The following is a 23,478-nucleotide window of genomic DNA, read 5'->3' as shown; positions in this document are numbered from 1 at the left end:
GTACATGAAATAGCAAAGGCTTGTTATTGGGGGTGTCGCACATGGCCAAGGTGGTACAAGGTACTGACGGGAACGATGTCCTTTCGGGTGATCCGGGCGATACGCTCGTCGGCGGCCAGGGGTCGGATACTTATATCATCTACGACCCGACCACGGTCATAGCAGAGAACGCTCTGCCCAATACGTTCGATTTACTGTATACCTTCGTCAGCTACGTTTCCCGAAATGCGAGTTTGGAGTATATCTCTACCGCAGTCCATTCGGGAACCGATCCCATCAACCTGATCGGCAGTGGGGTCGGCCAGGAAATCATCGGAAATTATGGGGACAACGTCCTCGATGGTCAGGGCGGCGGTGACAGGCTCTACGGTCTTGCCGGCAACGATACCTATATCGCCTCCGCTGGCGACACGATTATCGAGCAGCCAGGCGATGGTTATGACACTCTTTTCGCCAGAAACAGCTTCGTCCTGTCGGAAGGCGTTTCCATCGAATTCTTGTCGCTCGAGCGTGCAGGTGCGCGAAACGCCAGTTTGACTGGCAACGCGTTCGTGCAAACGCTTGTCGGCAACGAAGATGCGAACATCTTGGATGGCGGAGGTGCGGCCGATACCCTGGTAGGCCTCGAAGGCGACGACGTTTATCGCGTTTATGGGATGGGCGAGGTGGTGGTCGAGGCCGTAGGGAGCGGAAATGACACCATCTACACAAGCGGCAACTTCTATCTGACCGCCGGCACTTCAATCGAGACGATTTCCGCGGCCAATCAGGGGGAGTCGTCGGAACTCTACCTCCTTGGCAACGAGCTTTCCCAGCAATTGATCGGCGATTACGGCAACAACACTCTGAACGGTGGCGGGGGGAGCGATACCCTGACGGGTCTTTTGGGTGACGATACCTATCGCATTTACAGTCAGAACGACGCTGTGGTCGAGCAGGCGGATCAAGGCGACGACATAGTCTATACGAGCGGCAATTACCGGCTGGCGGCCGGCGTCTCGGTGGAAACGCTTTCCACTCATTCGCACATTTCGACGCTCGCGATGAACCTGACCGGGAATGAGTTGAACAACACGGTCATTGGGAATTACGGCGTCAACATCCTCGACGGGGGTGGGGGGCAGGACACTCTGATCGGACTGGAAGGCGCCGACGTTTTCCGCTTCACGACTGCACCCACACAGGGCGGCCTGGTTCGGATCGCAGATTACGGCACCGGCGATGATGTAATTCTGCTCGACAGCCAGGTGTTTACCGCGCTGGCCGACGGCGTGCTGCCATCCACAGCCTTTGCCTACGGCACCCAGGCGGGCGATTCCGACGACCGTATCGTATACGATCCGGCTTCCGGCATTCTGTCATACGATGCGGATGGAAGCGGTTCGGAGGCGGCCGTTCAGTTCGCTCAGCTCGCGACCGGAATAGCACAAAACGATTTTCGCATCGTGGCAGCCACGGTTCCGCAGGAGCTCCTCACCATATCAAATCCCGGTACGTTCCTCGTAGGTGGAGCGATTGGGGAAGGCACCCAGATTCCGCCTTCGGTATCCAGCGTCACGTTCGAATTCTTCGGGCCCGGCTATTATCAGAACCTTATTTTCGGACCGGGTACCACCCAGGGCGCCTTGCCTTTCATAAAATTCGAGAACGGAAACACTCCCGGCACATTCGATTTCTCGCAACTAACTCAGGCGGTCGTTGCGGTTCCGGGGCAGGGCTATGCTATTGCCTCGGGTCAGATCATTGTTCCGGACAATCCCTTGGCTTCGTCCGCCAGCACTCTCTTTCCAACCACGCTGATCGGCACGGCTTACGACGATGTATTCGGCGGCTACATCGTCGGTACCGTGCGTGGCGGGGCCGGGAACGACGTTATCCGCGACGCTGCCGTCATGGATGGCGGCGAAGGGGACGATTATCTCGCCGGAAGCATAAATTTGAAGATGACTGGCGGGCCGGGGGCCGACACGTTCGAGCTGCCTATCCGCACGCAAACGCCCGGGACTTTGTTCGGCTCTTCCCCCAATATCATAACCGATTTCGATCCGAGCGAAGACCGCATCACTCTGGTGCTGAACTATACTCGAAACGGCTCGGTAGATTTGGACCCGGGTGCGCTTTCGGCGGCGGAGTTCGATAGCGGTACGGCGCCGGTGAACGACGACGTGCGGATCTTTTACAATGTAGATACCGGCGAATTGAGCTTCCTGATCAACGGCAATGGCCCCACCCCTTCGGGGGAAATCCCGGTGTTTGCCAAGCTTCAACCCGGGCTTGAACTCACCGCAGACAATTTCACCATCATCGTTCCATGAAGGTGCTTCTGGAGGGATGAAGAAGCCCCACCTTCGACACCCGGCCCAGGGTCGATCGAATGGTTCGAGGGTCACCCGGATTTGCGGCTTCACCCCTGCCGGAAGGCCCAGCGCAGGGTCTTGCCCATGCCCAAGGTCGCGGCACGGGCCGGGATGGCACCGAGACCGGGGCGCTCCAGACCCAGCATCGAACGGGCGAAGGGGGGCAGCAGCGCCACCGCTTCCGCCCCCAGCATCGCCTGCACCGCCGGGGGCGCGCCTTCGGGTCGCTGGTTGAGCACGAGATCGGCGACTTCGCGGGCCTGGGGGCTCGCAGACAGGTCCATGCGCAGTTCGCGGAAGATCGTCTCCGCCTCGCGGCGGTCGGTGGGAACCGGATCGGCCCCAAGCGCGTGGGCGATGAGGGCGAATTGACGGTAGTATTCGTCCTGCTCGTGCCCCGGCATGTTCGGGCGGACATGGCGCAAATAAGCGGCGAGGAAGCTGGTCGCCTCGGCAACGTGGACCCAGGCGAGCACGCGGGGATCGGTGGCGGAATAGGGCATCCCGTCGGGAAGGGTGCCGCCCACCTTCGCGTGGATTGCGTTGACCCGCTCGATTGCCTTCCTCGCCTCGTCGCGGTGGCCGAAGGTGGTCACGGCGATGAAGCGGGCAGTCCGCCGCAGCCGTCCATGCATGTCCGAGCGGAAATTCGAATGGTCGAGCACACCCTGCAGTGCATGCGGATGGAGCATCTGCAGCAGCAATCCGCGGATGCCGCCCACCATCATGCTCACCACATCGGAATGGACCATGCGGATCGGGCTGTCGCGCTCGAACAGAGCCTCGTCGGAGGGCGGGACCGGCTTCTGCCCGTGCTCGACGTCGTTGAACACCGAGCGTACGCGCTGCGCTATGCCGTCGCGCAGCGGGTCGAGCGGCGACGACGATGACCTCGCGTCAGGCAGTTTCGCTTTCCTTGTGCCGCTCGGGCTCGGCCAAGCGCCGGTGCATTTGCGCGACGAGATCGTCCGGCAGGATATCGGCGAACATCGTCTGGACCTTGTTCATGAAGCCGCTCACCACCTGCGTATCGCCTTCCAGCAATGCCTCGTAACCGTCCTTCGCCACCTTGGCGGGATCGGCCTTGTCGCCTTGTCCCGCCTCGGTATCCTCCATATCGGCGCGTTCGAAGAAATGGGTGTCGGTGACGCCGGGGAGCAGACAGGTGATCGAGACCTTACTCTCCTTCAGCTCGTTCGCCAATCCGACGCAGAAATCGTCGATGAAGGCCTTGGTGGAGTTGTAGACCAGCTGGAAGGCGCCCGGCATGTGCCCCGCGATCGATCCGGTCACGAGAATGCGGCCCACATCGCGTTCGCGCATTCCCTGTCCCACCTTGTGGATCAGCGAGACGGTGCCGGTGATATTGGTGTCGATGACATGCTTGATGTCGGACCATTGCTGATCGAGGAAGGCGTTGCCCTGACCATGGCCGGCATTGGCCATCAGCACGTCGACCTGCCGGTCGCCGATCCGGCCGACGAGTTCGTCGATCCCGCTTTCGGTGCCGAGATCGCACTTGAGCGTCTCGATCGAACCGGCGCGCATTCCGCGAACCATCGCCTCGGTTTCCGACAGGCCGCGGTCGGCGACCAGCAGCAGGTCGCAGCCGTCCCTGGCGGCCAGCTTGGCCAGTTCCTGGCCGATGCCGCTGGAGGCACCGGTGACGACGCAGAAGCCGCTCAATTTATCGATCGTGTCGCTCATGCGGCTCTCTCCATGTCCGGTTTGAGGACCACCTTGGTCCATGTGTCCTGTTCTTCCTTGAAGCATTCGTAGCCGCGCGGGGCCTCGGTCAGTGGCAGGCGGTGGCTGATGAGGAAGGTCGTATCGAGCGTTCCGTCCTCGATCTTGTCGAGCAGGTCCTTGGTGTAGCGCTGGACATGAGTTTGTCCGGAGCGGACCTGCAGTCCCTTTTCCATCAGCGCGCCGAGCGGAAACTTGTCGGTCATGCCGCCGTAGACGCCCGGGATCGAAACTCGGCCGCCGGGACGAACCGCAAGCAGCGCCTGCTTCAGGGCCGCCGCGCGGTCGGCACCGATGCCGACCTTCTGCTTCACCACGTCGACCATGTTGTCGATTGCGAAACCGTGCGCTTCCATGCCCACCGCATCGATCACCGCATCGACGCCGATGCCGCCCGACATCTCCATCAATGCCTCGCGCACGTAGGTTTCCTTGAAGTTGATGACTTCGGCGCCAAGCTGTTTCGCGAGTTCGAGCCGGTGCGGATAGTGATCGATGGCGATCACCTTGTTCGCGCCCATGACGATCGCCGACTGGATCGCGAACAGGCCGACCGGGCCGCAGCCCCACACCGCGACGGTGTCATCGGGCTGGATCTCGGCGTTTTCCGCGGCCATCCAGCCGGTGGGCAGAATGTCCGAGAGGAACAGCACCTGATCGTCTTCCAGATGATCGGGGATCGCGATCGGGCCGACATCCGAATACGGGACGCGCACATACTCCGCCTGGCCGCCGGAGTAGCCGCCGGTCAGGTGCGAATAGCCGAACAGACCGGCCATGGGATGGCCGTAGAGCTTGGCCGACATGTCCTGCTTTTCGGCCGGGTTGGAATTCTCGCAGGCCGAATATTGCTGGATCCGGCAGTGGAAACAGCCACCGCAACTGATGGTGAAGGGCACCACGACGCGCTGCCCCTTCTCGAGGGTGCTGTCCTTGCCGGTCTCGACGACCTCGCCCATGAATTCGTGGCCAAGCACGTCACCCGGCACTACGCCGGGAATGACGCCATCGTAGAGGTGAAGGTCGCTGCCGCAGATGGCGGTGGACGTGATCTTGAGGATCGCATCGCGCGGATTGACGATCTCGGGATCGTCGACATTGTCGACACGCACGTCATGGGTGCCGTGCCAGGTAAGGGCTTTCATCGTCCGTTCTCCTGCTTGGCGGCTCGGCTCTGGTCGGCGGTACGCGCGGAGGTCGTGATCTCGCCGGTCTCCATCAGCATCTTGAATCGCTTGAGATCGTGCCGGGCCTGGGTCTGGGGTTCGCGAAGGAAGAGCTTGGCGATCGCGCGGCCGGCCTTCCCGGCGGGGGGCTTGTAATGAATGTCGAGAGCCACGCGGGTCCCGCGCTCGCCAGGTGCGTCCTCGAAGGTCACGCGGCCGTAGGTTTCGATGTCCGAACCCTCGACCGATCGCCAGGCGATCTCCTTGTCCTTCTCGTCGCGCGAAACCTCGGTCACGAGGTCGACCGTCGTTCCCGCAGGGGCCTTGATGGTCCACACGCTGCGGTCGCCATCCTGTTTCTCGATCTTTTCTAGGTTCTCCATGAAGGCGGCCAGATTGGAGAAATCGCGCCAGAAGGAATAAAGCTCGGACCGCTCCTTGCGGATCGTCACCGTTCGTCCGACCACGGCGTAGGGACCGTCATGATCGCGTTTGGTGCGAAGCGGCGCGTCGTCTTCGTCGCCTCGATGACGGCTGCTGAGGAACGCGCCGAAAGCAGCCGCGCCCACTGCAAGCCCGATCCCGGTGAGAGCGGCAAAGCCGCCCGCGCCATTACCTTTGTCCGATGTCATGAAATAAACCTGCCTTTCGACCGACCAGCGGTCTCTTCCCACGTACGTTCCACGAATTAGCAAAGGTTAGGACAGGCGACGGCGAGCCGGGTGAGGCTTCCGGAGACCTGTTCCCGAACGCATTCCCCCGGCTTTCCAAGCTTGCGAGCCGGGGGCAGCCCGTATAGTCCGCAAGCCGCAATGAACGACATGACAGACAAGAGCTTCGACGCTTCCGAAAAGACCGCGCTTCCCGCTCCCGACATCGAGGTGAGCGTGCGCGAAACCTTCGGGATCGACGTCGACTGGACCGTGCCCGCCTTTTCCAAGCCCGACGCGCGGACCCCCGATCTCGACGAGGCCTACGTCTTCGACAAGGACACGACGCTGGCGATCCTCGCCGGTTTCGCGCACGACCGGCGGGTGATGGTGCAGGGCTATCACGGCACCGGCAAGTCGACTCATATCGAACAGGTCGCGGCGCGCCTCAACTGGCCCTGCATCCGCATCAATCTCGACGCGCATATCAGTCGTATCGACTTGGTCGGTCGCGACGCCATCGTCCTTCGCGACGGGTTGCAGGTGACCGAGTTCCGCGAAGGGCTGCTCCCTTGGGCGCTGCAGCATCCGGTGGCGCTGGTGTTCGACGAATACGATGCCGGCCGGCCCGACGTGATGTTCGTGATCCAGCGCGTTCTCGAACAGCAGGGCAAGCTGACCCTGCTCGATCAGAACCGCGTGATTCGGCCCGATCCGCATTTTCGCCTGTTCGCCACCGCCAATACCGTGGGCCTCGGCGACACCAGCGGCCTCTATCACGGCACGCAGGCGATCAACCAGGGGCAGATGGACCGCTGGAACATCGTGGTGGGATTGAACTACCTGCCCGCCGAGACCGAGCAGGAGATCGTCGCTTCCAAGAACCCGGACACGGATCCGGCATTGCTGGCGAACATGATCAAGGTCGCGGACATGACGCGGCAGGGTTTCATCAACGGCGATATCTCGACCGTGATGAGCCCGCGCACGGTGATCACCTGGGCGCAGAACCATGCCATCTTCGACGATATCGGCCTCTCCTTCCGTCTCTCCTTCCTCAACAAATGCGACGAGGAGGAACGGATGCTGGTCGCCGAATATTACCAGCGCGTCTTCGGCGAGGACCTGCCGGAGAGCGTCGTCGCCAAGCGTTAAGGCGGCACGGTCTAGAAATGTCCGTGTTAAGCGGGTAACACACTAGGCCGATGGGGATTCTCGATTCCTTCCGCAGACGCGACGCCGAGCGCGAGCCCGAGCCGCACCGCGGCTATTATTCGCTCGCCGACGGTCTCGACGGTTCGCATTACGACGATTGGGACGAGCGGCTCGATCAGGTCGACCGCTATGTCGCCGAGCGCGAGAGCGAAAAGCGCTGGTGGCGGCGGGACTACTGGCGCGACCGGCGCAAGCGCTGGTGGGCGGTACGGATCGTGGCCGGGATCATCGGGCTGTTCATCCTGCTGGTCGCCTGGCTCGCGGTTACCGCGCCGCTCAACAAGTCGCTCGAGCCAATCGCGCCGCCGCAGATCACGCTGCTCGCCGCCGACGGCACGCCGATCGCCCGCAACGGAGCGATCATGGACGAGCCGGTCGATGTCGACACGCTTCCCCCGCATGTCGTCGAGGCGTTCATGGCGATCGAGGATCGCCGATTCTACGACCATTGGGGGATCGATCCGCGCGGCGTCGCGCGCGCTGCCTTCACCGGCGTGGGCGGTGGCAGCACGATCACCCAGCAGCTCGCCAAGTTCACCTTCCTCACGCCCGAGCAGACGCTCACCCGCAAGGCACGCGAGGCGCTGATCGCGTTGTGGCTCGAAAGCTGGCTGACCAAGGACGAGATTCTCGAGCGTTATCTCTCCAACGCCTATTTCGGCGACAACGTCTATGGCCTGCGCGCGGCGAGCATGCATTTCTTCTACCGCCGGCCGGAAAATCTGAAGCCCGAACAGGCGGCGATGCTGGCGGGGCTGTTGCAGGCTCCATCGCGCTACAATCCGGTCAAGCATTACGAGCGGGCCGAGGAGCGCTGGCGGCTGGTCGTCGGGGCGATGGAGGACGCTGGCTATCTGACTTCAACGGAAGTCTCGGCGATGCGCCCGCCACCGCTCGACGTCAGGCTCAAGAACGATCTCCCCACCGGCACCTATTTCGCCGACTGGGCGCTGCCCGAGGCGCGCGAGCGCGAAGTGGGCGAGGGCGGGGCCTATTCGCGCCAGACGCTCACCACCACGCTGGACAGCCGATTGCAGAACATCGCCCGCCAAATCACGTCCAACGCGCCGCTGGGCGAGGCGCAGGTGGCGCTGGTCGCCATGCGCCCGAACGGCGAGGTCGTGGCGATGATCGGCGGCAAGGATTACGAGAAATCGCCGTTCAACCGCGCCACCCAGGCCAAGCGCCAGCCAGGGTCGACCTTCAAGCTGTTCGTCTATCTCGCCGCGCTGCGAAACGGCTGGGATCCCGAAGATCGTATCGCCAACACCGAGATCACCGAGGGCAGCTACCGTCCCGGCAATTCGCGCGGACAGTATTCCGAAAGCCTGACATTGATGGAAGCCTTCGCCCAGTCGAGCAATGTCGCCGCGGTCCGCCTGCTGGGCGAAGTCGGCAGCGAGGCGGTGATCGAGACCGCTCGCGACCTCGGAGTCTCATCGCCGATGACTGCAGGCGATCCCAGCCTCGCGCTCGGCACTTCGACCATGTCGCTGATGGAACTGACCGCCGCCTATGCCGGGATCGCAGGCAACGAATTTCCGGTTCGCCCGCGCGCCTTCGTCCAGCCCGAACAAAACTGGCTCGAACGGTTGTGGGACGGACCCGACAGCCTGTCGTCGCGCACCCATGCGGAAATGGAGGGAATGCTGCGCCACGCGGTCAATGCGGGCACCGGCCGGGCGGCCATGCTCAGCGTCCCCAATTTCGGCAAAACCGGCACGACGCAGGACAATCGCGACGCGCTGTTCGTCGGCTATGCCAACGGGCTGGTGGTCGGCGTCTGGGTCGGCAACGACGACAACTCGCCGCTCGCCGGGGTCAGCGGCGGCGGGCTGCCGGCGCGGATCTGGCGCGACTTCATGCGCCAGGCGACCGGGGCCGCACCGGCCCCGCGGGCCAACCCGACGACCGCCCCCGATCCGGGCGGTCCGGTCGAACCGCTGGACGTCCCCGGCCTCGGCGATATCCCCATCGGCGACAACGGGCGGCTCCGCCTGGGCGAAGGCGAAGTTATCTATTCGACGGATGTCGACGGCACCCCGCTCGACATCACCGTCGGGGAGCAGGGTGTGCGGATCGATTCCGAACGGATCGAGGAAGCGCGTCGCAGGGCGCAGGACAGACGGCCGGAAGAGACGGAACCGGCGGTGCCGGACCAGTAGCGCTACGCGGCGCTCTCGACGATCATCACGTTCATCACCGCACTGGCGATCGGTTTCGCGCGATCGTCCTGCCACGCCTCGACCGAGAGGTTGGCCGTCCGCCGTCCCAGTTTGGCGATCCGGGCGCAGGCGAAACTCGGCTTCTCCTTGCCGCTGCGCAGGAACTGGACGGTGATGTTGATCGGTTTCAACCGCGCCTCGCGTCCCATGTGCGACAATTCGGCACGCAGCGCACCGTAGCCCGCGGTTTCCAGCAACCCGCTGATCGCTCCGCCATGTAGTGCGCCGGGCCGACCCAGCACGGCTTCGGAGAAGCCGACCCGAACCACGGGCGCCATGCCGTCCCAGCTTTCGAGTTCGATTCCCAGCGCGCGGGCATAGGGCGTCAGGATCGGGACCGCGTGCCGATCAACCATCCGCCTGCTCCGAAATGGGCAGGCTCACCGTGCCGGCGTCGATGCCCATGAAAACGGCTTGCATGTGCGCGACGGGGTCTTCGGGATCGCCGTCGTGCGCAACGCCGCGCACGAAGAAGGCCGAACGGGTGGTTCGATAGCATTGCGCCCGGCCGAACACGCTGGCCTGTTCCTTCGCCGGCCTGGTGTAGTCGACCCTGAGATCGAGCGTTGCGATCGCGCGGAAGGCACCCGTCGCGGTCCAGATCGACAGGCCGCTGGCCATGTCCATCAGGCTGATGATGGGTCCGGATGCAAGCACCTCGCGCCCGTCGTCGCCGAGCAGATCGGCGCGCCAGGGCAATTCCAGTTCCACCCAATCCTCGCCGTGTGCATGATAGGTAAGGCCCAGCCAGCCATTGTGCGCCCGTGCCAGCAGGAAGGGTGCCGCCTGGGCCAAATCGAAGGTCGAGGTCGCCTTGGTCATATCGCAGCGTGCCACTGCCGGTCGGCCAAAAGGATTACAATCTCTAAATTCCGATGGCGGTGGTTACCCGGCTCGCGCTCGTCGAGGGCTAGAAAGCAGATCCGGCCAATCGGTCGATCGCCGCCTGCAGAATCACTGCGGCGGCATGGCTGTCGATCCGCGTCGCGCGCTTGGCCCTGCTCATGTCCTGCCCGATCATCGCCGCCTCGGCGCTGGCGGTGGACCAGCGTTCGTCCCACAGCAGCACCGGCAGGCCGAAGGCTTCGGCAAGATTGCGGCCATAGGCGCGGCTGGCCTGGCAGCGGGGACCTTCGCTGCCGTCCATGTTGCGCGGCAGGCCGATGACGATGCCCGCAACCTTTCGCGCCGCGACGATCTCGCGCAGCGCCGCGCTGTCCTTGCCGAACTTGCCGCGCGGCAGGGTCTTGCCCGCGGTGGCGAAACGCCAGCCGACATCGCATGTGGCGACGCCGAGGGTTCTGGTGCCGATGTCGAGCGCCAGCAGCACTCCGCCATCGGGCAGCGCGGCGTCGAATTCGGCGGCGCTGTCGGTTACGAGCCCGCGTTCGCCCACGCCCGCACCCGCTCGACCACGTCCGCCTGCACGTTCGCCCAGAACAGCGGCAGGTCGTAGACGTGATAATTGCTCCCCGGCAGCACGCCCTGGCCAAGCTCCGGAGGATCGCCGATCAGCAGCAGCCCGCGCTCGTCGCAGCGTGCCGGGACCGCGCCGGGCACAAGATCGCCGCGCGTCATATCCTCGTCGGGCACCAGCGTGCCGAGATTGGCCGAGGCCGGGGCCGAACCGCCGACCGCCCCGGTCAGCGGATTGGTGCACAGGATCGGCCCATCGCCGCGCGGCTCGCCGTCGAAGCCGGGCGTGGTCGAATAGCGGCGCATGAGGAAATCGGGATCGCCGTCGTCGGCGAAGGAGGACCAGGATTGCAGGCAGGCGGGCTGGTTCGCCGCGCCGCAGGCGGGCAGCGGAAGTTCGCCGAGATCGTGTTCGACCGAGATCGGCCAGCCGGGGGCGTAGACCGCCGCGATCCGGTCCATCACCGGCGTTCCCTCGACCTCTTCCATCAGCAGCCGGAGCACATGCAGCGCCCCCTGGCTGTGCCCGGCGAGCACGATCGGCTTGTCCGGATCGATGCTGTCGAGGAAGAAACGGAAGGCGTCGCGGACATCGGCGAAGGCCGCGTCGATCGCCATCTGCGCTTCGGGGCGGTCGGTCAGGAAAGCCCCGACCGCGGCTTGGCGGTAGCGGGGCGCCCAGATTTCGTCGGCATGGTTGAAGGGGCTGGCGAGGCCGCGCAGGAATAGGCGCGCGCGGGTGTCGGTCTCCGCATCGTCGAGGCTGGCGTTCCAGTCGCCGCCGGCCTGGATGTAGCTCGTCGGCGGGACGAAGAAGACCGCGAAATCGGGGGTTTCGTCGGCATCGGCGCTGTCGACGCTGCGCGAGGTCTCGGGTTCGAGCGAGGGATCGGCATCGGTCAGGCTGCGCTCCGCCGCTGGCGCCTCGGGCGAGGGCGCGCGGGTCGCCGGATCCTCGGGTGCCTCGGCGATGGCGGGTTGATAGCGCGCCGGGTCGGTGCGGCCGAGCCCGGGGCGCGAATACCACATGGCCGGGTCCTCATAGGCGTTCTCCGCCAGTGGCTGCTGCTCGACGAAATCGCCGCGCGGCACGAAGGCGATCTCGGTCGCCTCGCGCGACCAGATCGCCAGCGCGATCGCCCCGAGGATGAACAGGACGATGACGATGGCGATGAAGTAGAGGAATTTACGCACCATGGGCGGTGGCCTCTCGTCCTTTCGAAGTGGCCGGGGCTGTCGAGGCTTTTTCGCCAGTCGCCTTGCGCCTGCTATCGGTTTCGGCGTTTTCGGCGGCGCGCTGCTCGAGCGCGACCTTGATCATCGCCAGCAGCGGATCGGCCAGAAGAATGCCGATGATGCCGAACAGGATGCCCAGCACGAACTGAGCGGCGAGCACCAGCGCGGGCGCCAGGTCGACCGTCTTCTTGGCGATCATGGGAATGACCACATAGCCGTCGAAATTCTGCACGAAGAGATAGACGACGATGGTGTAGATGCCCATTTCCACCCCGCCGGAGAAACCCACCATCACCATCAGCGCACCGGAAATGATCGCGCCGAGATTGGGAACGAAGGCGAGGAGCCCGGTCAGGATCGCCAACAGGGCTGCCATCGGGACGACACCCACCCCGAACAATTGGCCGCCATAGGCCAGCATCACGTAGGTGAAGACACCCTCGATCGCCATGCCGAGAAGGCGCCCGGCCATGAGGCGGCGCAGGGTCGCGGCCATTTGCTTGACGACGTGGTAGAACCCATCCCGCCGCGCGTGCGGCAACAGCCAGGCGACCCCGCGCTCGTAGAGCTGGGGCTCCAGCGCGACGTAGATGCCGACGATGAGGATGAGCGCGGCAGTGGTCAGTCCGCCGAGGATGCCGCCGAGTGCGCGCGTGACGGTCCCGATCCCGCTGGCGAAAGTACCGACGTAGCTCTGCAGCTGTTCCTGGCTGACCGAGAAACCCTGGTCACTGGCCCAGGCCACCAGTTCGGACAGCTGGCTCTGGATAATCGCCGGGAACTGCGCCGCCTCCTGCGAGATCGTCGAACCGGCGAAATAGCCGAGCCATACGAAGAACAGGACGCTCAGCAGGATGACGATCGCCACGCGCCAGCTGCGTCCGATCGGCAGCACCCGGCCGAGCAGCCGCGCGCCGCCATCGATCATCGCGGCGAAGACCATTGCGCCGAAGATCACCAGCAACGGCTTGGCGATATAGGCGGCCAGGATAATGCCGCCGACCGCCAGAGACCAAACCACTGCGCGAGCAAATTCGAATCGCAGGCGCGGGTCAGAAATGCGCGACGGGCTGGTGCCGAGATCGTCGGCTTCGAGGTCCTCCTGCGCCGCGGCCATCTCGCCGCCGACCTGCGTCGCCTCGCTCATGCCTGTCCCTGTCCTATTCTGCCGCTCTCTGTTCCGAGATGGCCGGGCGCAGGGTCGTCCACGCGCGATCGGGGCGCAGCGAGGTGAACCAGCTCACCGGGTTCCAGTTGGTCGTTCCGTCGAGGCTGAAGGTGATGAATTCGGCCCGGCCGCCGATGTTCTCCAGCGGCACCGGTCCGCCCAGACCCTGGGCGCCGACACTGGCGCGGCTGTCGGCGGAATGGTCGCGGTTGTCGCCCATCACGAAGACGTGATCCTCGGGTACGGTGATTTCGTCGAAATCGTCGAGCATCTGATTGGTGTGGTCGATCACCCGGTAGGTCGCGCCGTTCGGAAGCGTTTCCCGAAACACGGGCATCTCGCACACGGTTTCGCCCTCGGCGTTGCGCACGCGCATGCCGGGGTAATCGTAGGTGCTGCAAGGCGAGTTGATGTCGACCGGCACCCGGATCGCCGGCTCGACCTCCTGCGGCACCGGCTCGCCGTTGAGGACGATCTGGCCGCCGCGCACCGCGATCGTATCGCCGGGCAGGGCGACGACGCGCTTGATGTAATCCTCGTTGCGTTCGGGGTGCACGGGAATCACGATGTCGCCGTATTCGGGGGTCGAGCCGAAGATGCGCCAGTCGCTCCGGCCGAAGAACCGATCCCAGAGGTGGAAGCTGATCGAGGACCAGTTCCAGCCGTAGGGATATTTGCTGACCACCAGCCGGTCGCCCTTGAGCAGGGTCGGCATCATCGATTCCGACGGGATGTAGAACGGCTTGGCAACGAAGCTGTGGAAGGCGAACACCGCGAGCAGCATCAGCGCCAGCCCGCGGATCTCGGCGAGCCAGTTGACCTTCTCGTCGCTCTTTTTCTCTGGGGATTTGGTCACGGGGGCGGTGTCGGAACTCATTGGGGGATGGCCTCGATGATCACGAAGGCCTGCGCCCATGGATGATCGTCGGTGAGAGTGAGATGAATGCGGGCCTCATGGCCCTGCGGCACCATTTCGGCAAGCCTTTCCGCCGCGCCGCCGGTGAGCTTCAGCGTCGGTGCGCCGGACGGGGCGTTGACCACGCCGATGTCCTTCATGAACACGCCGCGGCGAAAGCCCGTGCCGACCGCCTTGGAAAAGGCCTCCTTGGCGGCGAAGCGCTTGGCGTAGGTCCCGGCGATGGTGAAGGGGCGGCGGTGGGCCTTGGCGCGCTCGGTATCGGTGAAGACGCGGTTCTCGAAACGCTCGCCGAAGCGATCGAGAGAGGATTGAATCCGCTCGATATTGCAGAGGTCGGAGCCGGTGCCGATGATCATTTCCCGTCGCTCACCGCGCATCGTCCATCAGCTCGCGCATCTGGCGCACCGCCGCTTCCAGCCCGACGAACACGGCCTCGCCGACGAGGTAGTGACCGATATTGAGCTCGGCGAGCTGCGGGATGGCGGCGATCGGCTGGACGTTTTCGTAGGTCAGCCCGTGCCCGGCATGGGGCTCGATCCCGTTCTTGGCCGCGAGCGCGGCCATGTCGGCGATGCGTTTCAGCTCGCGCGCGGTCCGCTCGGAATCGCCGGCGAGGTGGGCGTGGGCGTATTCGCCGGTGTGGAATTCGACCACCGGTGCGCGCAGCCGCAGGGCGGCATCGAGCTGGCGCTCGTCGGCCTCGATGAACAGGCTGACGCGAATCCCCTCGTCGGCCAGACGCGTGACGATGGGGGCGAGCTGGTTGTGCAGCCCCGCCGCATCGAGCCCGCCTTCGGTCGTGCGTTCCTCGCGCTTCTCGGGAACGATGCAGGCGGCATGCGGGCGGTGGGCGAGCGCGATCGCCAGCATCTCCTCGGTCGCCGCCATTTCCAGATTGAGGGGCAGGTCGGTCGCCTGCTGGATGCGCTTCAGATCGTCGTCGCGGATGTGCCGCCGGTCTTCGCGCAGATGCGCGGTGATGCCGTCGCCGCCGACCGCCGCGACGATTTCCGCGGCGCGGACCGGATCGGGATGCTCCCCGCCGCGCGCGTTGCGGATCGTCGCAACGTGGTCGATATTGACGCCCAATCTGAGCGAACGGGGGCGCAGGGGGCGGACTACTTCCGGCTCCCGGGCTTGGTCACGGGTATCGCCGCCAGTTCATCCGGCACCTCGTCCTCCGCATAGCTCGGGAAGGACAAGCCCAGCAGCGGGAAGAACGGCACGCCCAGATCGACAGAGCCGTTGCTGCGATCGACGAGCGCGCATTCGGCGATCACTTCGCCGCCCTCGCGGCCCACCGCCGCGATGGCTTCGCGACTGGAGAGCCCGGTGGTGACCACATCCTCGACCATCAGCACCTTTTGTCCCGATTCCAATCGGAAACCGCGGCGCAGGTGGAACGTGCCTTCGGGCCGCTCGAGGAAGATCGCATCCTTCTCCATCGCCCGGCCGACCTCGTGACCGATGATGAGGCCGCCCATCGCCGGGCTGACCACCACCTCCACTTCGGCGCGGAGGTCGCGCGGTATCCGCTGAACCATCGCGCGGGCGAGATTGCCGGCCCGCTCGGCGTTCATCAACACGCGGGCGCATTGGAGGTAATGCGCGGAATGGCGCCCGGAAGAGAGCAGGAAATGCCCTTCGAGCAGGGCTTCGCTGGCGCGGAATTCGGCAAGGATAGCGTCGTCGGTCATAACGCGCGGGGTCAAAGCGCCTCGCCGACGATTGTGCAAGTGGCAAAAGCTCTTGCGAATTTTTGTGGGCCGCGCGCTTGAGGCCGGAGCGAGTCCTGCCTATAGGGCAGCGCGAACCGGCCCGCGCCCGCGGCCTTCGGGCCCCTGCGCGGTTCCCGGGGCGGCGGCCCGTCCGCCGGTGAATCGGTCACGGGACAGCGAAGCGGAACAGCATGTCGACAAGCAAGACCTCTAACCTTCACGGCAATGCCATCAGGGCGTTTGCCGCGCTGATGCTGGCGCTCCTCCTGGCCTTCGGCTGGCAGGCGGCAAAGGCGCAGGAGCCGCTGCAACCCGAAGATCTGACGGCCCCCGCACCGGCGGTCACGCCGTCCGCGGCGCTCGAGAACGTGCCCGCCGAACAAGCCGCCGACGTTGCCGATCCCGACGCGGTGGTCGAACCCGCCGGAAGCTACGATCCCATGGCACCCACCGCGGGCAAGGGCATGCCGGTCGACGGCCGGATCGACGTCCAGGAGCAGTTTTCCGACGACGGCCGCTTCGCGCAAGGGTTTCATATCGCACTCGTCTGGGTGATGGCGATCATCAGCGCCTTCGTTCTCGCGCTGCTGATCTGGGTAGTGGTGCGCTACAATCGTCGCGCCAATCCGACGCCTTCGAAGACCACGCACAACACCATGCTCGAAGTGGTGTGGACGCTGCTGCCGGTGCTGATCCTGGTGGCTATCGCGATCCCCTCGATCTCGCTGCTGGCGCGCCAGTACGAGACGCCGCCCGAGGATGCGATCACCGTGAAGGCGACCGGTTATCAGTGGTACTGGGGCTACACCTATCCCGACAACGGCGGGTTCGAGATCATCTCCAATATGATGGACGAGGCCGAAGCGCTGGCCAACGGCGAGCCGCCGCAGCTCGCGGTCGACAACCGCCTGGTGCTTCCGGTCGGCGTGCCGATCCGGCTTCAGACCACCGGCGCGGACGTGATCCATTCCTTCGCCATTCCGAGCCTGTGGTTCAAGATCGACGCCGTTCCGGGCCGCCTCAACGAGCGCCTGCTGCAGATCGAGGAGCCGGGTGTCTATTACGGCCAGTGTTCCGAACTGTGCGGCGCGCGCCATGCCTATATGCCGATCGCGATCGAGGCGCTGCCGATGGAGCAGTGGCGCGAATGGGTGCTGGCCCAGGGCGGCACCTTCGGCGAGGAAGAGGACGCAGCGCCCGAACTCGCGCCGGTGCAGGAACCCGAAAGCGCGGAACCGGGCGCGCCCGGCGCCGGCGCGGCGCCGACCGAAGATACCGCCCCGACTGCCTGATTTGACGATTTAGAGCCCCAGGAAACAGACCATGGCCACTACCGCCGATACCTTCCAGGCCCACGACGACGCCGGGCACGCGCATGACCATCATGCCGATCACAAGCCCGGCTTCTTCGCGCGCTGGTTCATGTCCACCAATCACAAGGACATCGGCACGCTGTACCTGATCTTCGCGATCATCGCCGGCATCGTCGGCGGCGCGATCTCGGGCATCATGCGGATGGAACTGGCGGAACCCGGCATCCAGTACCTGACCTGGTGGGCCGAGTTCATGGGCGGCACGGCGGATTTCGATACCTCGCTGCACATGTGGAACGTGTTCATCACCGCTCACGGCCTGATCATGGTCTTCTTCATGGTCATGCCGGCGATGATCGGCGGATTCGGCAACTGGTTCGTCCCGCTGATGATCGGCGCGCCGGACATGGCCTTCCCGCGGATGAACAACATCAGCTTCTGGCTGACCGTGGCGGGCTTCTTCAGCCTGATGTTCTCGCTCTTCGTCCCCGGCGGCACCGGCCCCGGCGCGGGCGTGGGCTGGACGGTCTACGCCCCTCTTTCCACCACCGGCAGCCAGGGCCCGGCGGTCGATTTCGCGATCTTCTCGCTTCACCTCGCCGGCGCGGGCTCGATCCTTGGCGCGACCAATTTCATCACCACCATCTTCAACATGCGCGCGCCGGGCATGACCCTGCACAAGATGCCGCTGTTCGTGTGGTCGGTGCTGGTCACCGCCTTCCTGCTGTTGCTGGCGCTGCCGGTGCTCGCTGCGGCGATCACCATGCTGATCACCGACCGCAACTTCGGCACGACGTTCTTCGATCCGGCCGGCGGCGGCGATCCGATCCTCTACCAGCACCTGTTCTGGTTCTTCGGCCACCCCGAGGTCTACATCATGATCCTGCCGGGCTTCGGCATGGTCAGCCAGATCGTGGCGACCTTCAGCCGCAAGCCCGTCTTCGGCTACCTCGGCATGGCCTACGCCATGGTCGCGATCGGCGCGGTCGGCTTCATCGTGTGGGCCCACCACATGTACACCGTCGGCCTCGACGTGAACACGAAGATGTATTTCACCGCGGCAACCATGGTCATCGCGGTGCCGACCGGCGTGAAGATCTTCAGCTGGATCGCCACGATGTGGGGCGGTTCGATCGAGTTCAAATCGCCCATGGTCTGGGCGCTGGGATTCATCTTCCTCTTCACCGTCGGCGGCGTGACGGGCGTCTATCTCGCCAACGGCGGGATCGACGACGTGGTCCACGACACCTATTTCGTGGTTGCCCACTTCCACTACGTGCTGTCGATGGGCGCGGTGTTCTCGCTCTTTGCCGGTTTCTACTACTGGTTCCCCAAGATGAGCGGGCGGATGCATTCCGAACTGCTCGCGCATCTGCACTTCTGGGGCTTCTTCGTGGGCGTGAACGTGATCTTCTTCCCGCAGCACTTCCTGGGCCTCCAGGGCATGCCGCGCCGCTATCCGGACTACACCCCGGCCTACGAATACTGGAACCACATCAGTTCGATCGGTTACGAGATCATGGCCGCCAGCATGCTGATCTTCTTCGCCAATCTGATCTACGCCTTCGTCGCCGGCAAGCGCGCCGCGCCGAATTACTGGGGCGAGGGGGCGACGACGCTGGAGTGGACGCTGACGAGCCCGCCGCCCTACCACCAGTTCGAGACGCTGCCGGTGATCGAGGAGCATCACGACTATCACGATCACCTCCCGCGCGAGGAAAAGTCGGCGACGGTCTGAGGCCGGCGTCCACGAGAGATCGAGAGGGGCCGGGCCGCGAGGTCCGGCCCCTTGTCATTTGGAGGAGGTCATTTGGAGGAGCCAGCGATGCCCGAAATGCGCCAGATCGATGTCGGCGAGCTTACCCTGCGCTGCGCCGTCGAGGGTGACGGGCCGCTCGCGGTTATGGTCCACGGCTTTCCGGAAAGCTGGTACAGCTGGCGCCACCAGATCGGCCCGGTCGCCGAGGCCGGCTTCACCGCCTGCGCGATCGACGTCCGCGGCTATGGCGGTTCGGACAAGCCCGATGCGATCGAGGCTTACGCGATGGAGCGGATCGTCGGCGATATCGTCGGGCTCAAGATGGCACTGTCGCCCGACCAGCCGGCGGTGCTGATCGGGCACGACTGGGGCGCTCCGATCGTGTGGAATTCGGCACTGACCCATCCCGAACATTTCCGGGCGGTCGCCGGAATGTCCGTCCCTTTCGCGGGCGTTCCGACGCGGCCCTTCACCGAGGTCTTCCGGGAACATTTCACCAGCCAGGGCAAGTTCTTCTACCAGGAATATTTCCAGGAGCCTGGCGTGGCCGAGGCCGAGGCGGAGCCGGACCCGCGCGGCTTCATCCAGCGGATGATGTATTCGATCAGCGGCGACGTGCCGCCGGGCGACTACTGGACCAAGCCGCTGGGCGCGACCTTCCTGGAAGGCCTGCCCGATCCGCACCCCGTCGGCTGGCTGACCGAGGCCGATCTCGATTTCTACGAAGGCGAGTTCCGGGCCTCGGGCTTCCGCGGTCCGCTCAACCGCTATCGCAACCACGAGCGCGATTACGAATGGCTGCAGGGCTGGAAGGGCGAACGGATCGAGCAGCCCGCGCTGTTCATCGGCGGTACCCGGGATCCGGCGACCACCCTCTTCGGCGCGGTCGCCGACCCGGTCGCGCTGATGCGGATGTTCGCCCCGAAAGTCGAAGGGCATATCCTCGACGGTGTCGGCCACTGGACCCAGCAGGAGCGACCCAAGGAGGTCAATGCGCTGCTGGTCGACTGGCTTGAACGGCTCTGAGCGCCTATAGGACCGCGCACGCCATGGACTCCGCCGCCCAACCCCTGCGCATGCCCGCCGACTGGCGCGATTTCTACGCGCTGACCAAGCCGCGGGTGATGAGCCTGGTGATCTTCACCGGCCTGTGCGGGCTGCTCGCGGCACCGGGCTCCATCCATCCGATCCTCGGTTTCACCGCCATTCTGTGCATCGCGTTGGGTGCAGGCGGCGCGGCGGCGCTCAACCAGTGGTGGGAAGCCGATCTCGACGCCGGGATGAAGCGCACCGCCGCGCGGCCGCTGCCCTCGGGCCGGTTGGAGCGGACCGATGCGCGCGATTTCGGTATCGGCATTTCGGTGGCCTCGGTCGGGATCATGGGTCTCGCGATCGGCTGGCTGGCAGCCGCGATCTTGGCCATTTCGATCCTCTATTACGCGGTCGTCTACACCATCTGGCTCAAGCCGCGCACACCGCAGAACATCGTCATCGGCGGCGGGGCGGGGGCCTTCCCGCCGATGATCGGCTGGGTCGCGGTGACCGGCGACGTGACGCTGATGCCGGTGCTGCTGTTCGCGATCATCTTCATGTGGACGCCGCCGCATTTCTGGGCGCTGGCGCTGTTCGTGCAGAGCGATTACGCCAAGGTCGGCATCCCGATGATGCCTGTGGTCAAGGGCCAGCGCTCGACCCGGCGTCAGATCCTCGTCTATGCCGTCCTCCTGCTGCCGGTCGCGGTCGCGCCGTGGCTGATCGGCGGGACCGGCATGGTCTACGGCGTTGCGGCGCTTGCGCTGTCGCTTGCCTTCCTTGCGCTTTCGCTGCCGGTGGCCTTGCGGCAAAGCGAGGAGGGAGACACGATGCGCCCGGAAAAGCGCTTGTTCGCCTTCAGCATCGTCTATCTCTTCGCCCTGTTTGCAGCGTTGGTGGCGGACCGGATGCTGGCGCAATACGGAGCAATGGCATGACGCCCGAGGAAGAACGCGAATTCAGACGGCGGCAGAAGAGCCGCAATCTCGTGGTGGGCGGGGTACTCCTGTTTCTCGCCTTCCTCTTCTATTTCATCACCATAGCCCGGATGTGATGTCGTCATGACCACCGCCACGCTTGAAAACCGGAACACCCGTACCGCGATATTCGCTGCGCTCGGCGCGCTGGCGATGCTGGGCCTCGGCTATGCCGCGGTTCCGCTCTACGACCTGTTCTGCCGCGTCACGGGCTTCGGCGGAACCACCCAGCGCGCCAGCGAGAGCGATGCCATGCTCGCCGCGCAATTCGCCCGCAGCGCCGGCACGCCGACCATGTCGATCCGCTTCGACGCCAGCACCGGCGTCGGCATGCCCTGGTCCTTCACTCCGGAAAGCCCGACCGACACCGTCCAGATCGGCCAGCGCGACATGGCCTTCTACCTCGCGCGCAACAATTCGGATCAGCCGGTCACCGGCACCGCAACCTTCAATGTCGAGCCCGAGCAGGCGGGGCGCTATTTCAACAAGATCCAGTGCTTCTGCTTTACCGAACAGACCCTGCAGCCGGGGCAGGAGGTGAGGATGCCGGTGCTTTTCTACGTCGATCCGGCTGCGCTCGATGATCCCAACATGGAAGGGGTGGAGCAGATCACGCTCAGCTACACCTTCCACCGTGCCAAGGACGATGGCGGGGAAGGGGCGTCCTAAGCCTCTGGACCCCGCCGCCCGGCCGCTTTAAGGGCCGACGACGAACACGTTCCACACCAGCCACATCGAGAGACCCATGGCCGGCCAGGTAAACCACGAATACCACATTCTCGAACCCGACGTCTGGCCGCTGATCGGCGCTTTTGCGGCGCTGACCTTCACCAGCGGCATGGTGCTCTACATGCACGAGATGGCAAATGCCCATCTGGTGCTGGGACTGGGGATCGCCGGGCTGATCGCGACCTTCTTCGCCTGGTTCTCCAACATCACCAAGGAAGCGCAGCGCGGCGATCACACGCCGGTGGTGCAGCTGCACATGCGCTACGGCATGATCCTTTTCATCGCCTCGGAGGTGATGTTCTTCGTCGGCTGGTTCTGGAGCTGGTTCGACTTCTCGCTGTTCCCCAGCGAATTGTCCGAAGTCATCGGCGGGCAATTCCCGCCCGCCGCGATCGAGGCTGTGATCGACCCGTTCTCGCTGCCGCTACTCAACACGCTGATCCTGTTGTGCTCGGGCACCACCGTCACCTGGGCGCACCATTCGCTGATCCACGGCGATCGCGAAGGGCTGAAGAAGGGTCTGTGGGCCACGATCATCCTCGGCGCGATCTTCACCGCGATCCAGGCCTACGAATACGCGCATGCGCCCTTCGCTTTCGGCGGCAACACCTATTCGTCCGCTTTCTACATGGCGACGGGCTTCCACGGCTTCCACGTCCTGGTCGGCACGATCTTCCTGATCGTCTGCCTGCGCCGCACCTATCTCGGCCATTTCACCCCGCGCCAGCATTTCGGTTTCGAAGCGGCGGCGTGGTACTGGCACTTCGTCGACGTGGTCTGGCTGTTCCTCTTCATCGTCGTCTACGTCTGGGGCGGCTGGGGCGCCGAATTCCACTGATGCCGTCCGGCCCGATATGACGACGCCGGAGACAGAGAAAGGGCGGCCCCCGATCTGGGAGGCCGCCCTTTTCGGTTGCTGCCCGGCCTGCGGGTCGCGGACGTTGTTTTCCGGCGTGGTCCAGTTCGCCGACCGCTGCCGCGCCTGCGGGCTGGACCTGAACCGGTTCAATGTCGGTGATGGGCCCGCCGGTCTTCTGACGCTGGTGATCGGCGCATTGCTGGTGGGACTGGCGCTGCGGCTGGAAGTGGCTGCACAACCGCCCTTCTGGGTCCATGTGATCCTTTGGGTGCCCTTGACGACCCTCTGTGTCCTTCTGGGGCTGCGGGTCGCCAAGGCGCTGCTGCTGACGAGCGAATACCGCAATTCGGCGGGCGAGGCAGGGCGGTCCGGAAAATGAGACGTGTGCCGGTCATCCCGACGATCGTCGTTCTCGCCGCAGCGGCGACGATGGTCGCGCTCGGCTTCTGGCAGCTGCAGCGCTCGGCGGAGAAGGCGACGCTGATCGCCCGCGCCGAACGTTCGCTGCAATCGCCGGCGGAAGTTGCTTATCCCTCCGCGCAGCTCGGGATCGAGACCGCGATGTATCGCCGCACCCGGGTGATTTGCAGCCGCGTCATCGAATCCCGGTCGAGTGCCGGAACCAGCGCGCTGGGCGAAAAGGGCTGGGCCCACGGCGCGGTATGCGCGCTTCCCGATGGGCGGCGGGTCCCCATCGATCTCGGCTTCTCGCGCGAACCCACCTTCGCCGGATGGGCGGGGGGCGAGATCGCCGGCACCATCGCCCCTGGCGGCCGCATCGTGGCTGCCAACCCCCCGGCCGGGCTGACCCGGCTCGCACGCCCGGATCCGCGCGACCTGCCCAACAACCACCTCGCCTATGCCGGGCAGTGGTTCTTCTTCGCGCTGACCGCGCTCGGCATCTACGGCCTGGTGTTGCGCAAGCGCTGGCGGGAACGCGCTCGCTGACACCGCGCTCGCTTGCCGCACCGCGCCCTCGCGGCTAACCGGTCG

The 23,478-nt window shown here is 64.9% G+C and carries 24 protein-coding genes; 11 read left to right on the top strand and 13 right to left on the bottom strand.

Annotation, left to right across the window (positions count from 1 at the left end; all coding sequences use genetic code 11):
• Positions 1 to 41: 41 nt before the first annotated feature.
• The gene (locus ACGHN1_RS12515; RefSeq protein ID WP_390551182.1) at positions 42 to 2,315 is read left to right on the top strand and encodes a hypothetical protein; all 2,274 of its coding nucleotides are present in this window, start codon (positions 42 to 44) and stop codon (positions 2,313 to 2,315) included.
• 89 nt (positions 2,316 to 2,404) lie between these two features.
• On the opposite strand, the gene ACGHN1_RS12510 is transcribed toward ACGHN1_RS12515, so the two are convergent.
• The 4 genes from ACGHN1_RS12510 to ACGHN1_RS12495 form a co-directional block, all read right to left on the bottom strand.
• Complete coding sequence (locus ACGHN1_RS12510) at positions 2,405 to 3,190, bottom strand: oxygenase MpaB family protein (protein WP_390551181.1); 786 nt, start codon at positions 3,188 to 3,190, stop codon at positions 2,405 to 2,407.
• Between the two features lie 64 nt (positions 3,191 to 3,254).
• Positions 3,255 to 4,064 (bottom strand): SDR family NAD(P)-dependent oxidoreductase, encoded by an 810-nt coding sequence (locus ACGHN1_RS12505; protein ID WP_390551180.1) that lies wholly within the window; start codon positions 4,062 to 4,064, stop codon positions 3,255 to 3,257.
• Positions 4,061 to 5,248 (bottom strand): zinc-dependent alcohol dehydrogenase, encoded by a 1,188-nt coding sequence (locus ACGHN1_RS12500; RefSeq protein WP_390551179.1) that lies wholly within the window; start codon positions 5,246 to 5,248, stop codon positions 4,061 to 4,063. The genes ACGHN1_RS12505 and ACGHN1_RS12500 overlap by 4 nt, the downstream gene beginning before the upstream one ends.
• A complete protein-coding gene (locus tag ACGHN1_RS12495; protein WP_390551178.1) occupies positions 5,245 to 5,901 on the bottom strand; it encodes an SRPBCC family protein in 657 nt (218 codons plus the stop codon). Before ACGHN1_RS12495 ends, ACGHN1_RS12500 begins: the two co-directional genes overlap by 4 nt.
• 180 nt (positions 5,902 to 6,081) lie before the next feature.
• Between ACGHN1_RS12495 and cobS the strand changes: the two genes are divergently transcribed.
• Complete coding sequence (gene cobS, locus ACGHN1_RS12490; RefSeq protein ID WP_390551177.1) at positions 6,082 to 7,074, top strand: cobaltochelatase subunit CobS; 993 nt, start codon at positions 6,082 to 6,084, stop codon at positions 7,072 to 7,074.
• 50 nt (positions 7,075 to 7,124) lie between these two features.
• Positions 7,125 to 9,299, top strand: coding sequence for a transglycosylase domain-containing protein (locus tag ACGHN1_RS12485; protein WP_390551176.1), 2,175 nt, complete (start codon positions 7,125 to 7,127; stop codon positions 9,297 to 9,299).
• A gap of 2 nt (positions 9,300 to 9,301) precedes the next feature.
• On the opposite strand, the gene ACGHN1_RS12480 is transcribed toward ACGHN1_RS12485, so the two are convergent.
• The 9 genes from ACGHN1_RS12480 to pyrE all read right to left on the bottom strand — a co-directional run bounded on the left by ACGHN1_RS12480 (position 9,302) and on the right by pyrE (position 15,795).
• The gene (locus ACGHN1_RS12480; protein WP_390551175.1) at positions 9,302 to 9,715 is read right to left on the bottom strand and encodes a PaaI family thioesterase; all 414 of its coding nucleotides are present in this window, start codon (positions 9,713 to 9,715) and stop codon (positions 9,302 to 9,304) included.
• Positions 9,708 to 10,181 (bottom strand): PaaI family thioesterase, encoded by a 474-nt coding sequence (locus ACGHN1_RS12475; protein ID WP_390551174.1) that lies wholly within the window; start codon positions 10,179 to 10,181, stop codon positions 9,708 to 9,710. The genes ACGHN1_RS12480 and ACGHN1_RS12475 overlap by 8 nt, the downstream gene beginning before the upstream one ends.
• A gap of 88 nt (positions 10,182 to 10,269) precedes the next feature.
• Complete coding sequence (gene ruvX, locus ACGHN1_RS12470; protein ID WP_390551173.1) at positions 10,270 to 10,755, bottom strand: Holliday junction resolvase RuvX; 486 nt, start codon at positions 10,753 to 10,755, stop codon at positions 10,270 to 10,272.
• Positions 10,734 to 11,972: a DUF3089 domain-containing protein gene (locus tag ACGHN1_RS12465; protein ID WP_390551172.1), complete on the bottom strand. Its 1,239-nt coding sequence runs from the start codon at positions 11,970 to 11,972 to the stop codon at positions 10,734 to 10,736. The genes ruvX and ACGHN1_RS12465 overlap by 22 nt, the downstream gene beginning before the upstream one ends.
• The gene (locus tag ACGHN1_RS12460) at positions 11,962 to 13,158 is read right to left on the bottom strand and encodes an AI-2E family transporter (protein WP_390551171.1); all 1,197 of its coding nucleotides are present in this window, start codon (positions 13,156 to 13,158) and stop codon (positions 11,962 to 11,964) included. Before ACGHN1_RS12460 ends, ACGHN1_RS12465 begins: the two co-directional genes overlap by 11 nt.
• Positions 13,159 to 13,171: 13 nt before the next feature.
• Entirely contained in the window at positions 13,172 to 14,056 is an 885-nt protein-coding gene (lepB, locus tag ACGHN1_RS12455) for a signal peptidase I (RefSeq protein ID WP_390551170.1), read from the bottom strand.
• Positions 14,053 to 14,454 carry a holo-ACP synthase gene (gene acpS, locus ACGHN1_RS12450; RefSeq protein WP_390551169.1) on the bottom strand — a complete coding sequence of 134 codons (402 nt, stop codon included), beginning with the start codon at positions 14,452 to 14,454 and terminating at the stop codon, positions 14,053 to 14,055. Before acpS ends, lepB begins: the two co-directional genes overlap by 4 nt.
• A 10-nt stretch (positions 14,455 to 14,464) precedes the next feature.
• Positions 14,465 to 15,208: a pyridoxine 5'-phosphate synthase gene (locus ACGHN1_RS12445; RefSeq protein ID WP_390551254.1), complete on the bottom strand. Its 744-nt coding sequence runs from the start codon at positions 15,206 to 15,208 to the stop codon at positions 14,465 to 14,467.
• An 8-nt stretch (positions 15,209 to 15,216) separates the two neighbouring features.
• Positions 15,217 to 15,795 carry an orotate phosphoribosyltransferase gene (pyrE, locus tag ACGHN1_RS12440; RefSeq protein ID WP_390551168.1) on the bottom strand — a complete coding sequence of 193 codons (579 nt, stop codon included), beginning with the start codon at positions 15,793 to 15,795 and terminating at the stop codon, positions 15,217 to 15,219.
• Positions 15,796 to 16,007: 212 nt separating this feature from the next.
• Between pyrE and coxB the strand changes: the two genes are divergently transcribed.
• The 8 genes from coxB to ACGHN1_RS12400 all read left to right on the top strand — a co-directional run bounded on the left by coxB (position 16,008) and on the right by ACGHN1_RS12400 (position 23,433).
• Complete coding sequence (gene coxB / locus ACGHN1_RS12435; RefSeq protein WP_390551167.1) at positions 16,008 to 17,108, top strand: cytochrome c oxidase subunit II; 1,101 nt, start codon at positions 16,008 to 16,010, stop codon at positions 17,106 to 17,108.
• Between the two features lie 31 nt (positions 17,109 to 17,139).
• Entirely contained in the window at positions 17,140 to 18,867 is a 1,728-nt protein-coding gene (ctaD, locus tag ACGHN1_RS12430) for a cytochrome c oxidase subunit I (RefSeq protein WP_390551166.1), read from the top strand.
• Between the two features lie 87 nt (positions 18,868 to 18,954).
• Positions 18,955 to 19,914, top strand: a complete 960-nt coding sequence (locus tag ACGHN1_RS12425) for an alpha/beta fold hydrolase (RefSeq protein WP_390551165.1) — start codon at positions 18,955 to 18,957, stop codon at positions 19,912 to 19,914.
• A gap of 23 nt (positions 19,915 to 19,937) precedes the next feature.
• Positions 19,938 to 20,858 (top strand): heme o synthase, encoded by a 921-nt coding sequence (locus ACGHN1_RS12420; RefSeq protein ID WP_390551164.1) that lies wholly within the window; start codon positions 19,938 to 19,940, stop codon positions 20,856 to 20,858.
• 123 nt (positions 20,859 to 20,981) lie between these two features.
• Complete coding sequence (locus ACGHN1_RS12415; RefSeq protein WP_390551163.1) at positions 20,982 to 21,566, top strand: cytochrome c oxidase assembly protein; 585 nt, start codon at positions 20,982 to 20,984, stop codon at positions 21,564 to 21,566.
• Positions 21,567 to 21,642: 76 nt separating this feature from the next.
• Positions 21,643 to 22,464 carry a cytochrome c oxidase subunit 3 gene (locus tag ACGHN1_RS12410; RefSeq protein ID WP_390551162.1) on the top strand — a complete coding sequence of 274 codons (822 nt, stop codon included), beginning with the start codon at positions 21,643 to 21,645 and terminating at the stop codon, positions 22,462 to 22,464.
• Positions 22,465 to 22,480: 16 nt separating this feature from the next.
• Entirely contained in the window at positions 22,481 to 22,864 is a 384-nt protein-coding gene (locus tag ACGHN1_RS12405) for a DUF983 domain-containing protein (protein ID WP_390551161.1), read from the top strand.
• Positions 22,861 to 23,433: an SURF1 family protein gene (locus ACGHN1_RS12400; protein WP_390551160.1), complete on the top strand. Its 573-nt coding sequence runs from the start codon at positions 22,861 to 22,863 to the stop codon at positions 23,431 to 23,433. The genes ACGHN1_RS12405 and ACGHN1_RS12400 overlap by 4 nt, the downstream gene beginning before the upstream one ends.
• The last annotated feature ends 45 nt before the right edge of the window (positions 23,434 to 23,478 follow it).

The sequence above is a fragment of the Qipengyuania sp. MTN3-11 genome (assembly GCF_042851825.1).
Lineage (GTDB): Bacteria > Pseudomonadota > Alphaproteobacteria > Sphingomonadales > Sphingomonadaceae > Qipengyuania.
This window is presented reverse-complemented; position numbering and strand designations above follow the sequence as displayed.